Raw genomic sequence first — 14,598 nt, forward strand, 5'->3', positions numbered from 1 at the left:
ATGCAGATTGAGGGAACGGAATTGCCGAATACTGTGCCGATCACCCCGCAGGGGATGCAGGCGCGGCGCGTGGGAAATATCTGTACCCCACTGGGCTGGCGAACTGCCAAGGCGCTCAACGCGCGCGGTACGCCGATGGCGATGACGGGATACGGGCAGTGTCTTCCGGCGCTGCGGCACAAGGAAATGCTGCCATGACCCCTGTTTGCGGCCCAAACCTGCGCCTGCGGCTGATCGAAGAAACGGACGCTTCCTATGTGCATACGTTGCGGTTGGACCCGACTTATAACACCCATCTCTCGTCGGTGACTGGCAGTGTCGAAGATCAGGTGGCATGGATCAGGGCCTATAAGGCGCGCGAGGACGTTGGGCAGGAATATTACTTTGTGATTGAGCGCCACGACGCGACGCGCTGCGGTACAGTCCGGTTGTATGATATCTCGGGCGACAGCTTCACTTGGGGAAGCTGGATTCTTGATGAAAACAAACCTGCCAAGGCGGCGCTTGAAAGTGCAATCTTGTCTTTTTCCTTCGGGTTCGAGGGCCTTGGGTTGTCACAAGCCTGTGTAGATGTCCGTATCGCAAACACCCATGCTGAGGCGTTTTACCGCCGCTTGGGCATGGTCGAAACGGAGCGCGATGAGCAGGACATCTATTTCACCTATGCACGCAGTCGCTTCGATGCCGATCGCGCGGGTTTTCTGGCGGTCCTGAAAGGAGAGAGTGAAAGATGAACGACTGGTCTGCAACTTGCACCATTCCTGAAAGTGTCCGGATCGATACTGGGAAATCATATTTGGTTCATCACTTATCGGAGGGGAGTCTATGAACAAAAGCGCAAAAGGTTTTGTTCGTGAAGTCAGCTTGCCTCAGATCCATGATCCGCGTGGTGATCTGACTTTTGTTGAAGGCGGAAATCATATCCCCTTCGAGATTCGACGGGTCTATTACCTGTATAACGTCCCCGTGGACTCGGAACGTGGCGGCCATGCGCATAGGGAGCTTGAACAGGTGGTCTTCGCCCTGTCAGGCAGTTTTCGCATGAGAATCGACGACGGAACCACGAAGTCCGACTACTGGCTGCGCGATCCGCGCAAGGGCTTATACATCAGCAAGATGATCTGGCGCGAGATGGATGCTTTCAGTCAGGGCGCGGTCTGCATGGTGTTGGCGTCGCATCGGTATGACGAGGCGGACTATTTCAGGAATTACGACGATTTCCGCGCAGAAGTTGAAAGTCACCAAGCATGAATATCCCCTTCCTCGATCTTGGCGCCGCCTATCGTGAACTCAAGCCAGAGATCGACGCGGCCATGCAACGGGTGCTCGATTCAGGGTGGTACATCCTTGGCCCCGAAGTCGATGCATTCGAGGCTGAATGGGCCGCCTATTGCGGGGCGGATCATGCTGTGGGCCTTGCCAATGGGCTTGATGCGCTGGTCCTTGCGTTGCGCGCGCTGGATATTGGCGCAGGGGATGAGGTGATCGTCCCATCAAACACCTATATCGCCACTTGGCTGGCGGTCAGTGCGGTTGGGGCGCGGCCCGTGCCTGTCGAACCCGATCCGGCCACCCACAATATCGATCCTGCGCGGATCGGGGCGGCGATCACGCCCGCCACGCGTGCTGTGCTGCCTGTCCACCTATATGGGCAACCTGCCGATCTGGACCCGATCCTTGCAGTTGCGCGTCAGCACGGGTTGGCAGTGATCGAAGACGCGGCGCAAGCTCATGGCGCGCGCTACAAGGGGCAGCGGATTGGTGCGCATGCGGATGTGGTGTGCTGGAGCTTCTACCCCGGCAAGAATCTGGGCGCGCTTGGTGATGGCGGGGCGATCACGACGAACCGCACCGATCTGGCCGACCGGGTCCGGTTGCTGCGCAATTACGGCAGCCGCGAGAAATATGTGAACGACGTGCAAGGGGTGAATTCACGTCTGGACCCAGTGCAGGCGGCGGTGCTGCGGGTGAAGCTGCGCCACCTAGATGACTGGACAGACCGGCGACGCGCGATTGCCAGCGCCTATTGCGATGCGCTTCAGGCCAGCGGGCTGGTCTTGCCGCATGTGCCCGCTTGGGCCGATCCTGTCTGGCATCTGTATGTTGTGGGCGCATTGAACAGGGATGACCTGCAAGCACGACTGGGCCGCGCAGGCATTGGCACGCTGATCCACTACCCCATCCCGCCCCATATGCAGGCGGCCTATACCAGCCTTGGGTTCGCGCCTGCGGATTTCCCCATCGCGCGCGATCTTGCGCAGCAAATCCTTAGCCTGCCGATAGGGCCGCATCTTTCCACCGAAGATGCGCAGGCGGTGAGCGCAGCAGTGCTGGAAGCCACCTTTTGAGCCAGGCATCCTACCGCACGATCCTGCGGGCCTCGTCCATCGTGGGCAGTGCCTCGGTGGTGAACATTCTGGCCGGACTGGTCAAGATGAAGGTCGCGGCGGTTCTGCTGGGGCCGGCAGGTGTGGGGTTGATCGGGCTGTATCAGAACCTGATCCAGAGCGGCGCGACGATCGCGGGGCTTGGCATGAACAGCGCGGGCACGCGGTGTATCGCAGCCGCAACCAGCGAAGGCGACGCTGCAGTTGATCTGGCGCGCCGCGCGCTGTTCTGGGGCGCGCTGGTGCAAGGGGTGGTCGGGGGGCTTGTGTTCTGGCTTGCCGCAGACATGATCGCCGCGCGCTTGCTGGCCGATCCGTCGCTTGCATCCCAAGTGGTGTGGCTGGCCTGTGGCGTCGGGCTTATGGTTTTCGCGGGTGCGCAAACTGCTGTGCTGACGGGCCTGCGCCAGATCGGCAGCATCGCGCGTATCACTGCGATCAGTGGTCTGGTGGGGGCGGCGGGCGGTGTCGCGGCACTCTGGGTCTGGGGCGAGGGCGGGCTGCTGGCACTTGTCCTGATCACGCCCGTCACAACCTTTGCGCTGGGTCTTGTCTATGTGCGCCGCCTGCGCCGCCAAGGGCACGGGCACCGGCCCCGCGCGCTGGTCACGGCATGGCAGGAAATGGCGTGGCTGGGCGTGGCGCTTATGGTCAGCGCGCTTGTCTCGACAAGCGGGCATTTGACCATCCGGGTGCTTGTCCAGCGCGAACTGGGCCCCGAGGCACTGGGCCAGTTTCAAGCCGCCTGGTCAATCGGGATGACATATCTGACCTTCATCCTTGGCGCGATGGGCACGGATTACTTTCCGCGCCTCTCGGCAATCATCACCGACCGCGCAGCGGCCGTGCATCTGGTCAATCAACAGACCGAGGTTGGATTGCTGCTCTGCGGACCCGTCCTTGTCATGATGCTGGGCTGCGCACCTTGGGTGATCCGGCTGCTCTACAGCGCCGAATTCGGCCCGGCAGTGGAAATCCTGCGCTGGCAGTTGCTGGGCGATATCCTGAAGGTGATCAGCTGGCCGCTGGGCTTTGTGTTGCTGGCGCTGGGGGCGGGGCGCACCTTTATCGTGACCGAGACTGTGGGGATCGGGGTCTTCGTGCTGGGCGTTGCCATCGGACTGCCGCTCTTGGGGGTCACAGCCACCGGCGTCGCGTTTCTGGCGCTCTATGTGGCCTATCTGCCGCTGGTCTGGTGGCTGGGCGGACGCAGGATCGGGTTCCGCTGGTCACGCGCAGTGGTCTGGCTGGCGGGCGTGACCATGGCTGCGGCGGTGGCAGTCGCGCTGGCGGCGCGGGTTTCCGACGGGGCGGGGCTTGTCGCGGGGCTGGCCTGCGGACTCGGGCTGGGCATTTGGTCCCTGCTGCGCCTTGCAGATGCGGCAGGGGCGACAGGACGGTTTCAGAAACTTGCAAACGCCGGGGCACGCACCCGGACACTATTGGAGAGATTGCGGTGAGTGATAATCAGACGACGCATGACGACGCGCTTGTTGAGGTTTACGGGAACCTCGATCTGCCAGCGGGAACACCAGAGCGCCCATTGGTCACATTTGCTCTCTTTGCCTATAATCAGGAGAAATATATCCGCGAGGCAGTAGAGGGGGCACTGGCGCAGACCTATGAGCCGCTGGAGATCATTCTGTCGGATGATTGTTCGAGTGATCGGACGTTTGAGATCATGCGCGAAGTCGCAGCAGGGTACTCAGGGCCAAGCATCGTTCTACTACGAAGAAACCACTTAAATCTGGGTATTTCAACTCACTTCAGTAAAATAATAAATGAATCTCGAGGTAAATACTTTGTTGTAGCAGCAGGGGACGATATATCTCTCCCGGATAGAGTCAGCACGCTTGTTGGTTTCTGGAAATTGAATAAGAATTTCTCGTTCATTGATACTGGCGCATGGCGAATCGACGCGAAAGGTGAGTTGATTAAATCAGAACCTCATAATGCACCTGGAATAGTGACTTTAGAGAGTTATCTAAAATCAGCGCCGCCTGGGCTAAATGGGGCTACGCGAGGATACCTTAGAGATAATCAATGTAAATTTGGATATCTTTCTTCTAGTTGCCCTACTGAAGACACTCCATCAATTTTAAGGGGGTTATTGTCAGGAGACGGTCTAATAATCTCAAGGAAGCTGGTGAAATATAGAGTTCACTCAAATAACCTTTCTGGCATCGCATCACTTAGAAACATGCGGCTTGAAGGAATATTTGCGCAATATCGTAAAGATCTATGCTCTGCAAAGTCTCGACAACTGCTAGCCGACTGTGAGGCTTCGAGCGTGAATGACTGGATTGAAAAAACTAAATTAATTCGTATGTTTGACCAAAAGATTATGAAGGGCGAAGTGAGCAGACATGATATAATTGAAATTATCAAACAAAAAAAACTTGTCGGCATAGGGCCTCTTTTTAACCTTCTTAAGAAAGCTTTAGCTTATATGGTTGCCAAAAAAAGGCAAAGTGGGGTCTAAAATGCACAAGAAAATTACTACAAAAAAAATAATAAATCTCGCAAAGGATGCATTTTTAAAAAGTTCGAATCCTCGATCTATCCCTTTGCTTTACTTTAATGAGGTTATGAATATTGGGGATTTGCTGAGTCCGTACCTCGTCCGTGAAATTTCTGCCAGGAATGTCCACCGTGCACATACCTCTATTTTCCCACGGTTACTTGGTTTAGGGAGCATTCTAGGTGCGGCTACTGCGAAAGACTATGTTTGGGGGTCCGGATTCATCTCTCCAAATATATCTAATTTGACCATTAACCCGAGACGCGTATATGCTGTGCGCGGCAAGGCAACACGAGACCTTCTTGCAAAAAATAAAATCCTCACGCAGGATTTGCCGCTTGGTGATCCAGCATTGTTGATGCCACGCTATTTTTATCCAAAAGTGAAAGTTGTGAGTGGTCGTATAGGCATAGTTCCGCATTATGTAGATTATAAAGTCATGAGTGAAATGCTTGTAGGTACAGGCTCAGAATTACATTTAATTGATGTTCGCAGGGAGCCGGAATTGTTCATTAGCGATTTGCTTTCATGCCAGTTCGTTTTCTCTTCATCGCTTCATGGTTTAATTTTGGCGGATACCTACCAGATTCCAAATCTGTGGATTAGAATTAGTAATAAGATTGTTGGTGGGGACTGGAAGTTCAATGACTATTTCTCTACAACAGATTTTCCTGAAAAGCAGGTTTACTGTATCAAGGAGCGTCAAGATATAGAGCATCTTGCTATGCTTGCTGACCGAGTTTGTCAGATATCTCGGTTTTTAGAAAGTGCTGAAGATCTTCTTGATTCTTTTCCACGGAAATTTATCAATGACGCAATTTAAACCCTCAAAACACGTTGTCATTCTTCCTGTCCAGTCGACGGAGGGGGGAAGTGTTCGCAATGCGGCAATTGCAACGCTGATCAGGAAAGACGGTGTTGACCAGACTATTCTCGCTAAACGTCCAATCCCATATCGATTTCTTAATCTGCTTCATGTGCTCTTTCGCTTACTTTGTTGGAAGGGTGAAATCATTTTCCTGCACTACGGAGTATTATATTCGTTGTTCGGAGCACGTGTGCTTGCGTTATATCCAGTCAGGAAGTTTGTATGTGCTCTATTGCGGCATACCGCAACACGAAATCAGGTATTTCTTGAAGTAAATGATCTTCCATATGAGCAAGCTATTGATTTGGAGTTAGGAAAAAATAATCTACATAATTTTGATCGCTTATTGTTTTCAATAAAAGAGTTGAGGTTTATTTTCGCTTCGGTTGAGATGAAGAAATACGCATGTAACCTTTACGATATCAATGATGGCCACGCGTTTCATCTTGTCAATGGCGCCTGGCCCGTCGCAATTCCGCCATCTGTTGATACCTATAGAGAGGAAAATTGTCTTAATCTAGTATATGCGGGCACCCTTAATGAGGGAAGGCAAATAGAGAAAATGATCTCTGTGATCAGTGCGACTCCGCATAAGCTTTTTCTACTTGGTGAGAATGGAGATTGGATCATTGATAGGTTTGGGGAGCAAGAAAGGATTTCATATCTTGGATCGCTTTCAGAAGCGGAAGCAGCCAAATTTATAGAAACGTGTGACCTTGGGTTAATTCCTTATGATGATGAGAGATTGTATTACAATCTTTGTTTTCCAACCAAGGCATCAAGTTATATTGCAGGAGGAATTCCATTTCTAAGTACAAGGTTGATTGAACTAAGAAATCATTTCTCTGAACCTGCAGCTCACTTTGTATGTATGAGCCAATGGGCTGAGTTTCTTTGTTCAGAAGAGAATATTAAAAAAATTAGAGTTGGTCGAGAGATGCTTCGGACCGAACCTTTGGTTTCAGTGCTATGGCCCATCCTTTGGGAGGATCTTTGCACGGCAATATCGAAATCGTTGGAGAAACGATAATGCTAGTATATGCAGAATCACTTCAGCATGGCCGGCACTGGTTTAGTTTTAGAACTAAGGTGAGTTGGGTAGTAGCTGTTCTTGCAGGAATAGCTGCGGGATATCAATTTTTTGGAAGCGGTCGAGATTTTTTTAGTTATGTTTCTTTCTACGAAAACATACGCGTCTTTGGTGAACAGGATTTTTCGCGTTTCGAACCGGGCTTCGTACTGGTCGCATCCTTCTTTAAACTGGTCCTGAATGCCGAGGTTGAATTCCTGCTGGCCGTCCTTGCATCCGCGTCCCTGCTTATCAAATTCGCCATTTTCTCTGCCTACCGTCGTCCCTTCCTGACCATCTTGTTTTACCTATGCTGTTGGTACCCATTGCACGAATACACCCAAATCCGTGCTGCGGTGGCCCGCTCTTTCCTGTGGTTTCGATCAGATGGTTTTTTATGAGAGCGAATGTAATGTGTTATTTATTAATAACCAACATCAAGAGCGGATTTATTGATGTATAAACAATATTCGTTTTCTAGGAATTGCAAATTTATCGCCGAAGTTTTTGCATGGTTAGCCTTAGGGGCGTTGACAGTCGTCGTTCCAAATACTTTGAAAGTTCTTATGGCGACTGTGCTTGTTGTTTTGTTTTTGATATATATGATCCGCGGGCGCGTTATTTGTAATGGTTCCTTACTTCTATATTACTTTGCAGGTTGTTTCGTCACAGTTTTTTATTTGTTGGTTGGAGTGATAAATGGTGCGCCCGCCGAAGCGATACCACAAATTATTCTTGTATATGTCATATCACCACTTCTTTGGATTGTTGTGATTAGTAAAGGTCTTGATAGATTTGGCCTAGAGTCCATAGTTAATGGCCTTTTAATATTGGGTGTTTTCGCTGTGGCATCGCAGGCTTTTTTTGTGTGGGCATTCATGAATCAGACCTTTCTGCCTGTGATAGAGGCAATGTCTGTGGAGCCAAATGTACACTATAGTGACGGGTACTTTGGAGTATCAATGCATGTTTTTGGATCGCTCATTTTCATTTCTGGCGGTTTTTTTTCATCAACTTATATTATTTCAAGATTTTTTCTTCGTTATCTTTTCCTATTTACGCTTCTCATTTCAGCATTTACTTCAGGGAGAAGTGCTCTAATTTTAGTGGTTGTAATTGGTATTTTTATGGGTATCCTTTTTTCTAGTCGGCGGCTTCGTGATTTTCTGGTCCGTGGTGCAATATCTTTGATGGCAATTTTGTTAATATTTTATATTGTAGGATGGATTTTATTTCATTTTTTTGACATTGATATTGCAATTTCAATAAATCGATTGATTTTTAAATTAGAGTATTCTGGGGGTGATGTCCGAGCGGATTATGTTCCGCTCTTGTGGGACGGTTTTTTGAATGGAGCGTTACTTGGAGCGGGGCATGGAATTGGCGTTGAAATTGTTGTCAGTCAGTTTCCGTGGCGCTATGAGGTTGTTCCCCTTGCAACTCTATTTAGAGTTGGCTTAATTGGATCTATCTTGTACGCAATTCCTTTTGTGATGACGGTTTTCTATATTTTTATGACTCATCTTAAATCAGGTTTAAGCAAGTATGAACGATTTTTGGCAGGGGGACTAATTTCTGCGCTGATTGCAGCCACAACTAATCCTTATATTGAGGGTGTTGTTTTTCAGTGGATGTATATACTTCCGGTAGTATATTTCTTTAAAGCCTATTTCAGGGAAAGAAAGCAAGGTCAATGTTAGCGTCGGTCGATATCGTTATTGTTAATTGGAACTCTGGAAGCCAACTTTTTCAGTGCATAGCCTCAATCCGTGCGTATCGTGCGGCGCTTGTTGGCAGGTGCACTGTTGTGGACAACGGGTCAACGGATGGTTCTGCGGATTTCCTCGAAGCGGCTGCCGATGTTGACCTTGTGAAGGCAGGCCAGAACCTTGGCTTCGGGCGTGCCTGCAACCTTGGCGCGGCACGGGGCGACAGTCCGTTTATCTTGTTCCTCAATCCAGACGCGCGGTTGTTGCCTGAGTCCCTAGAGGCGGCGCTGGCGCATATGCTGGCACCCGAAAACGCAAAGGTGGGCATCGTCGGCGTGCAATTGGTGGGCGAGGACGGACAGGTTCAGCGCACATGCGCTTTTGCCCCGACACCCGGCCGGCTTGTCGCAAAATCGCTGGGACTTACAGCGTTCTTCAAGCAGTGGGATGTTCACATGTCAGCTTGGGATCATGCCGAAACGCGGAAGGTTGATCATGTGATGGGAGCGTTCTTCTTAATGCGGCGCGAAGTGTTCGATCTGCTTTACGGGTTTGACGAACGATTCTTCGTATATTTGGAAGATCTTGACCTCTCGGTTCGCGCAGCGCAGGCAGGTTTCAGCACCACTTATCTGGCGAATGCACAGGCATTCCACAAAGGCGGGGGCGTGTCGGAACAGGTCAAGGCACACCGCCTGTTCTATTCGCTGCGCAGTCGCATACAGTATGCGTTCAAGCATTTCTCCCCGTTTGCGGCTCTGTGCGTGACCTGTTCAACGCTTCTGATCGAACCTTTGTCTCGTTTCGCATTGCTTGCGGGAACGGGCCGCTGGCGCGAGGTCGGGGATTTGTTCCGAGGGTACCGGATGTTGTGGGGGTGGGTCGTGACAGATGGGGGACGTAAACAGTGAAAATCCTTGCTCTCACCCGTTATTCCCGACTGGGTGCATCCACGCGGTTGCGTGCGCTTCAGTATCTTCCCGCCCTCGAACGGGCCGGACTCCAGATCGAGGTTGCGCCGTTTTTCGATGATGCATACCTGACCGACCTTTATTCTGGCCGCAGAAATCTTGGGCGCACGCTGGGATATTTTACGCAGCGGATCAAACATATGCGAAAGGCGGGTGACACCCAGCTGATATGGATCGAGAAAGAGGCTCTGCCATGGATGCCGTGGGCCTTGGAGCGCGCCATGCTGCCGCGTGATGTGCCCTATGTTGTGGATTATGATGATGCGGTCTTCCACAGGTATGACCAAAGCCCGCACCGCGCCGTGCGTGCGGCTGTTGAGCGACAACCACTTTGGCCGGTAGCGACAACCACCTTGGCCGGTGGCGCTGATCGGAGGGCGGGCTTGCCCGCCTGGAGGTCAGCGCCACCGGCCAAGGTGATTTTGGGTTAGGTGCTGGTCGCTGCGGGTTGATAAGCCGGAAGCCTCTGCGTTCCAACGGAGGACCCCGGTTGGCCTATCAATCCATCACCGACCAGCAATTGAGATTATACATGACCGACCTCAAACATCACAGCCAATGTACATCAGCTGCCCGTGCCGGGTTCAGCGAAAGAACCGCTCGGCGATTTGATGCAGATCCAACGCCCCCTTCACAGCGCAAGATTGTTCACGGGCGAACAGTAGCCGATCCTCTTGAAGGGTATTGGGAGAATGACATTCTTCCTGTTCTGGAGAACGACAATGCGCTGCAGGCCGTGACGTTGTTGCGCCACCTTCAGGGTCTACACCCTTTGGCTTTTCCAGATGACCGCATTCGCCGAACCCTTGAGCGAAGGGTTCGGCAGTGGCGGGCGCTCAAAGGCCCGGAGCGCGACATCATTTTCCGCCAAACACCTGAGCCAGGCTATATGGCACAGTCCGACTTCACCCATGCAGCTGAGCTGGAAGTGACCATTGCAGGCGTACCATTCCCGCACCTGCTTTATCATTTCGCTATGGTCTATAGCCGCTGGGAACATGTTGGTGTTGTCATGGGCGGGGAGAGCTTTACGGCCTTGGCCGAGAACCTCCAGCACGCGTTGTGGTCGTTGGGGGGTGTTCCACAAAATCATCGCACGGATAGTCTTTCAGCCGCATTTCGTAATCTGACGCGTGACGAGTGTGAGGATATTACCAAGCGCTATGAAGCTTTCGTGGGTCATTACGGCATGGATGCCAGTCGCAACAATCGTGGTGAAGCCCATGAGAATGGAGCCGTGGAATCGCAGAACCGTCACTTGAAGAAGGCCATCGCACAGGCACTGATCCTGCGCGGTAGCCGTGATTTTGCATCTGTGGTCGAGTATCGTCGCTTCATTGATATGCTGGTGGCGCGGCGCAACCGACAGCGCACGCAAGCGGTTGAGGTAGAACAGCTGTATCTTAAACCTTTGCCGCCGCGTCGCACCACAGACTACACGGAAGTTATCGTGCCCGTCACAAGAATGGGTGGCTTCAGGGTCAAAAGCATCTTTTACAGTGCGCCTTCACAGCTCATCGGACAGCGTTTGCGCATCCATCTGTATGATGACCACCTTGATGCATTCTTGGGCGGCACCCTTGTCACAACGCATCCCCGTGGCCGAGGCCGCAACGATGGCCATCGTGTCCATGTCATCAATTACCACCACGTTATCCATGCCTTGAAGCGCAAACCACAGGCCCTTTGGAGCTCAATCTACCGAGATAGCCTATTCCCCCGCACCGAATATGCGCAAGCTTGGGAAGTGCTGCAGCACAGCCTGCCGCGACGGGACGCCTGCCGCCGCATGGTCACTCTGCTCTTTATTGCCCACGATCAAGCCTGCGAAGCGGAATTGGCACATCTTCTTGCCGACGATCTTGGCTCTGGTTTGATACCGGACCCAAAGACCCTCGCGGCCCAGATCACCCCTAAACAGACGGCCCTGCCAAAGGATATTGCTGTTTCTCATCCGTCGCTGGACAGCTTCGACACCCTGCTGGAGGCATGCGCATGACCTCCCGGGAGATCGATATCCACACTCTGCCCAGCATGCTGAACGCCCTGCGCTTACCCAGCTTCCACAAGCTCTGGCAGGAAATCGCCACACGAGCCGATACCGAAGGCTGGCCGGCTGCGCGCTTCCTCGCCGTACTGGCCGAATACGAACTCGCCGAGCGGGACATGCGCCGCATGCGCCGCCATCTGACTGAATCCCAGCTCCCAGCAGGAAAGACTTTGGCAACCTTCGATTTCAAGGCTCTGCCTACCTTACCGCGCGCCCGGGTCGAAGCCCTGGCTGCCGGAGACTGGTTGGACGGCGGCGCAAACCTGATCGCCATTGGCAACTCCGGCACAGGCAAGACCCACATTCTCTGTGCCATCGGTCATGCCCTGATCGAAGCAGGCCATAGGGTCTTCTATACTCGGACCAGCGATCTCGTCCAAAGACTGCAAGCCGCACGTCGAGATCTGGTACTCGAAGCTGCTTTGGCCAAGCTCGACAAATTTGACCTGATCATCCTTGATGACATCACCTATGCCCACAAGGATCAGGCCGAAACTGGGGTACTCTTCGAACTGATTGCCCGGCGATACGAATATCGCAGCATCGCCATTGCGGCCAATCAGCCCTTCAGTGGATGGGATCAAATCTTTCCTGACAAAGCCATGACCGTCGCGGCTATCGACCGACTTGTCCACCATGCCAGCATCCTCGAAATGAATGCGCAAAGCTTTCGCCAAAGAAGCGCTGCGGCCAACATGAAAATGCAAAACGAAGCCTCAGCGACAACCAAAAACGACAACCAAGATAAAGGAAAAACCTGACCTCAAAAAATGTGAAAAACACAACCCCGGCGGCCGCTACAACCGCCCAAGGTGGTTGTCGGCACCGGACAAGGTGGTTGACGCGCTACATGCGGCTTTGGGCCGCAAGATTGACGCGGTCATGGCCAATGCGGCTTGTGTCATTGCTGGGAACCAATATCTGGCTGATCGTGCCCTCAAGGCGGGTGCCAAGCGGGTCGAGATCATCCCGACCGTTGTCGATATCGAGAGGTATCACACAGACAGTGTTCCCAGCCCAGATGGAATGCCACGCGTGGGCTGGATCGGAACCCCGCAGACATGGCGTGATCTGGGATATCCGGTCTATGCAGGGCTGGCAACAGAACTGGAAAAGGCAGGTGTCATATTTCGCGCTGTGGGTGCTGCGCTTTGTGCATCTCGAGAGGGAAATCTGGAGATTGTTCCGTGGTCTGAAGAAAGCGAAGTTGCATCTATTCAAGGTATGGATATCGGGGTCATGCCCCTGACCGACACGCCTTGGACCCGCGGGAAATGCGGGTACAAGCTGATACAGTACATGGCCTGTGGACTTCCGGTCATCGCGTCACCGATAGGAGCAAATCGAGAGATTGTTCGTGACGGGACAGATGGTTTCTTTGCCTCTGAGCCTCATGAGTGGAGCGCGCGCATTCTACAGCTTTGCCATGATGAGCCACTGCGCAAACAAATGGGATCAGTGGCGCGAAAACGTATCGAAGAATTTTACAGCCTTCAGGTTTGGTCTAAGCAATTAGGTGACATCTTTTTAGCCGCTGGAAACACGAAGATTGGAGCAAGAAATTCGTGACTGCGCGAATCCTCCTTACCGGCAACACCTGCTTCAAGATCGCCAATTTCCGCGAGGGGTTGGTGCGAACGCTTATTGCGCGCGGTTTTGAGGTGGTTGTTCTTGCGCCCACAGACCCCACCCGCGAGAAGCTGATTGCAATGGGGTGTCGGGTCATAGACCTGCCGATGGACCGCAACGGCACCGCCCCGCTCGCAGAGCTTGCGCTGTTGGGGCGACTCTACCGGGTATTGCGACGCGAGCGGCCTGCCTTTGTTTTCGGCTACACAATCAAGAACAACATTTATTCCGGGCTGGTCTGCCGCTGGCTGGGTATTGCTTTCGTGCCGAATGTCACGGGGCTGGGACCGGCCTTCAACGATGCCGGAGCACTCAACCGGATTATCCGGCTGCTCTACCGTCTGGCTTTTGCCCGCGCGCGGTGTGTCTTCTTCCAGAACCCCGAGGATCAAGCGATCTTCCTGCAGGCCGGTTTGATCGCACCCGACCGCAGTCAGTTGTTGCCCGGCTCGGGGGTTGATCTGGCGCGCTTTGCGGCACGTCCCTTGCCTGAGGCGGGGCAGGGTATTGTGTTCCTGCTGGTGGCGCGGCTGTTGTGGGACAAGGGGGTCGGACTTTTTGCCGATGCCGCCCGCGTGATGCGCGCGCGCGATCCGTCCCTGCGGTTTCAGGTTCTGGGATCGATCGACAGGTCCAGTCGTTCTGCTGTGCCGCTTGAACAGGTGCAGGCTTGGCACAAAGAGGGGGTCATTGAATATCTGGGCGAGACCTCGGATGTCCGTCCTGCGCTGGAGGCGGCGCATTGTGTTGTGCTGCCGACCTGGTACCGCGAGGGGACGCCACGGGTTCTGCTGGAAGCGGCAGCTTTGGGCCGCCCTGCAATCACGACTGACACGCCAGGATGCCGGGATGCCGTGCTTGACGGTGAAACGGGTTACCTCTGCGTGCCGCGGTCGGTTGAGGCGCTGATCGCGGCGCTGGAGTGTTTCGTGTCGATGCCCGCCTCGGCGCGTGCTGATATGGCGCGGCGCGCCCGCGCCCGCGCCGAGGCCGAGTTCGACGAGGCGCAGGTCATTGCGGCATATACCAGTTTGCTGCCGCAGTAAGAGTCTGCACGCTACCACGCGCGTTCCACCCAGCCGCTGGCCGCTTCATCCCAATCCCAGCCGTCCCCTTCAGGGCGGGGAACAGGGGGGTGCCATTCCCCCTCGGTGTCCAGTGACCAGGACGGGAAAGGCTGCGGTAGCAAAAACGCGCCAAGCGCCGCGTCCCACCGCATACCCGGACCAGCGAAGCGGCGCGCGATCCGGCCAGTGTAGCTGGTCGGCACCCACTGCCCCCCCAAGCCCATATCATCGCGCAGAAAGGCCGCGCCGCGCTCTGCTTGGTTCTCTGGCACAACCAGGACGCGGATGAGGATGCTGTTGTCATCGATTTCGGCAAAATGCGCCATG

General features: G+C 53.6%; 18 protein-coding genes. 16 read left to right on the forward strand and 2 right to left on the reverse strand.

The genetic code is table 11. The features are described 5' to 3' along the window. From BG455_RS11075 to istB, 14 genes are all read left to right on the forward strand, one after another. Complete coding sequence (locus BG455_RS11075; RefSeq protein ID WP_071470068.1) at positions 1–198, forward strand: hypothetical protein; 198 nt, start codon at positions 1–3, stop codon at positions 196–198. Then, positions 195–734 carry a GNAT family N-acetyltransferase gene (locus tag BG455_RS11080; protein WP_071470069.1) on the forward strand — a complete coding sequence of 180 codons (540 nt, stop codon included), beginning with the start codon at positions 195–197 and terminating at the stop codon, positions 732–734. Before BG455_RS11075 ends, BG455_RS11080 begins: the two co-directional genes overlap by 4 nt. Positions 735–825: 91 nt before the next feature. Then, complete coding sequence (locus BG455_RS11085) at positions 826–1,251, forward strand: sugar 3,4-ketoisomerase (RefSeq protein ID WP_071470070.1); 426 nt, start codon at positions 826–828, stop codon at positions 1,249–1,251. After that, entirely contained in the window at positions 1,248–2,348 is a 1,101-nt protein-coding gene (locus BG455_RS11090; RefSeq protein ID WP_071470071.1) for a DegT/DnrJ/EryC1/StrS family aminotransferase, read from the forward strand. Before BG455_RS11085 ends, BG455_RS11090 begins: the two co-directional genes overlap by 4 nt. Beyond that, positions 2,345–3,847, forward strand: a complete 1,503-nt coding sequence (locus BG455_RS11095) for an O-antigen translocase (protein WP_071470072.1) — start codon at positions 2,345–2,347, stop codon at positions 3,845–3,847. The genes BG455_RS11090 and BG455_RS11095 overlap by 4 nt, the downstream gene beginning before the upstream one ends. After that, a complete protein-coding gene (locus tag BG455_RS16915; protein ID WP_170124768.1) occupies positions 3,844–4,869 on the forward strand; it encodes a glycosyltransferase in 1,026 nt (341 codons plus the stop codon). Before BG455_RS11095 ends, BG455_RS16915 begins: the two co-directional genes overlap by 4 nt. 1 nt (position 4,870) lies before the next feature. Continuing rightward, positions 4,871–5,731, forward strand: a complete 861-nt coding sequence (locus tag BG455_RS17145; protein WP_111361328.1) for a polysaccharide pyruvyl transferase family protein — start codon at positions 4,871–4,873, stop codon at positions 5,729–5,731. Further along, a complete protein-coding gene (locus tag BG455_RS17150) occupies positions 5,718–6,806 on the forward strand; it encodes a glycosyltransferase family protein (RefSeq protein WP_143079925.1) in 1,089 nt (362 codons plus the stop codon). Before BG455_RS17145 ends, BG455_RS17150 begins: the two co-directional genes overlap by 14 nt. Continuing rightward, entirely contained in the window at positions 6,770–7,246 is a 477-nt protein-coding gene (locus BG455_RS11100; protein ID WP_177190880.1) for an EpsG family protein, read from the forward strand. The genes BG455_RS17150 and BG455_RS11100 overlap by 37 nt, the downstream gene beginning before the upstream one ends. A 54-nt stretch (positions 7,247–7,300) precedes the next feature. Continuing rightward, entirely contained in the window at positions 7,301–8,545 is a 1,245-nt protein-coding gene (locus BG455_RS11105; protein ID WP_071470074.1) for a hypothetical protein, read from the forward strand. Further along, positions 8,539–9,465, forward strand: coding sequence for a glycosyltransferase family 2 protein (locus BG455_RS11110; protein WP_084386300.1), 927 nt, complete (start codon positions 8,539–8,541; stop codon positions 9,463–9,465). Before BG455_RS11105 ends, BG455_RS11110 begins: the two co-directional genes overlap by 7 nt. Continuing rightward, on the forward strand, positions 9,462–9,956 hold the full coding sequence (locus BG455_RS11115) for a hypothetical protein (protein ID WP_143079926.1): 495 nt from the start codon (positions 9,462–9,464) through the stop codon (positions 9,954–9,956). Before BG455_RS11110 ends, BG455_RS11115 begins: the two co-directional genes overlap by 4 nt. 59 nt (positions 9,957–10,015) lie before the next feature. Next, positions 10,016–11,524, forward strand: a complete 1,509-nt coding sequence (gene istA, locus BG455_RS11120; RefSeq protein ID WP_425438741.1) for an IS21 family transposase — start codon at positions 10,016–10,018, stop codon at positions 11,522–11,524. A 35-nt stretch (positions 11,525–11,559) separates the two neighbouring features. Further along, positions 11,560–12,336 (forward strand): IS21-like element helper ATPase IstB, encoded by a 777-nt coding sequence (gene istB / locus BG455_RS11125; RefSeq protein WP_245735535.1) that lies wholly within the window; start codon positions 11,560–11,562, stop codon positions 12,334–12,336. A gap of 85 nt (positions 12,337–12,421) precedes the next feature. On the opposite strand, the gene BG455_RS17450 is transcribed toward istB, so the two are convergent. Then, positions 12,422–12,574: a hypothetical protein gene (locus tag BG455_RS17450; RefSeq protein WP_211307069.1), complete on the reverse strand. Its 153-nt coding sequence runs from the start codon at positions 12,572–12,574 to the stop codon at positions 12,422–12,424. A gap of 36 nt (positions 12,575–12,610) precedes the next feature. On the opposite strand from BG455_RS17450, the gene BG455_RS11130 reads away from it, so the two are divergent. Together BG455_RS11130 and BG455_RS11135 are read left to right on the forward strand one after the other, a co-directional pair. Continuing rightward, the gene (locus BG455_RS11130) at positions 12,611–13,144 is read left to right on the forward strand and encodes a glycosyltransferase family 4 protein (RefSeq protein WP_211307068.1); all 534 of its coding nucleotides are present in this window, start codon (positions 12,611–12,613) and stop codon (positions 13,142–13,144) included. Beyond that, positions 13,141–14,250, forward strand: a complete 1,110-nt coding sequence (locus BG455_RS11135) for a glycosyltransferase family 4 protein (protein ID WP_071470078.1) — start codon at positions 13,141–13,143, stop codon at positions 14,248–14,250. The genes BG455_RS11130 and BG455_RS11135 overlap by 4 nt, the downstream gene beginning before the upstream one ends. 11 nt (positions 14,251–14,261) lie before the next feature. On the opposite strand, the gene BG455_RS11140 is transcribed toward BG455_RS11135, so the two are convergent. Beyond that, the gene (locus BG455_RS11140) at positions 14,262–14,597 is read right to left on the reverse strand and encodes a hypothetical protein (RefSeq protein ID WP_071470079.1); all 336 of its coding nucleotides are present in this window, start codon (positions 14,595–14,597) and stop codon (positions 14,262–14,264) included. Position 14,598: the final 1 nt, after the last annotated feature.

It is taken from the genome of Roseinatronobacter thiooxidans, from assembly GCF_001870675.1.
In the GTDB taxonomy this organism is placed as follows: Bacteria; Pseudomonadota; Alphaproteobacteria; order Rhodobacterales; family Rhodobacteraceae; genus Roseinatronobacter; species Roseinatronobacter thiooxidans.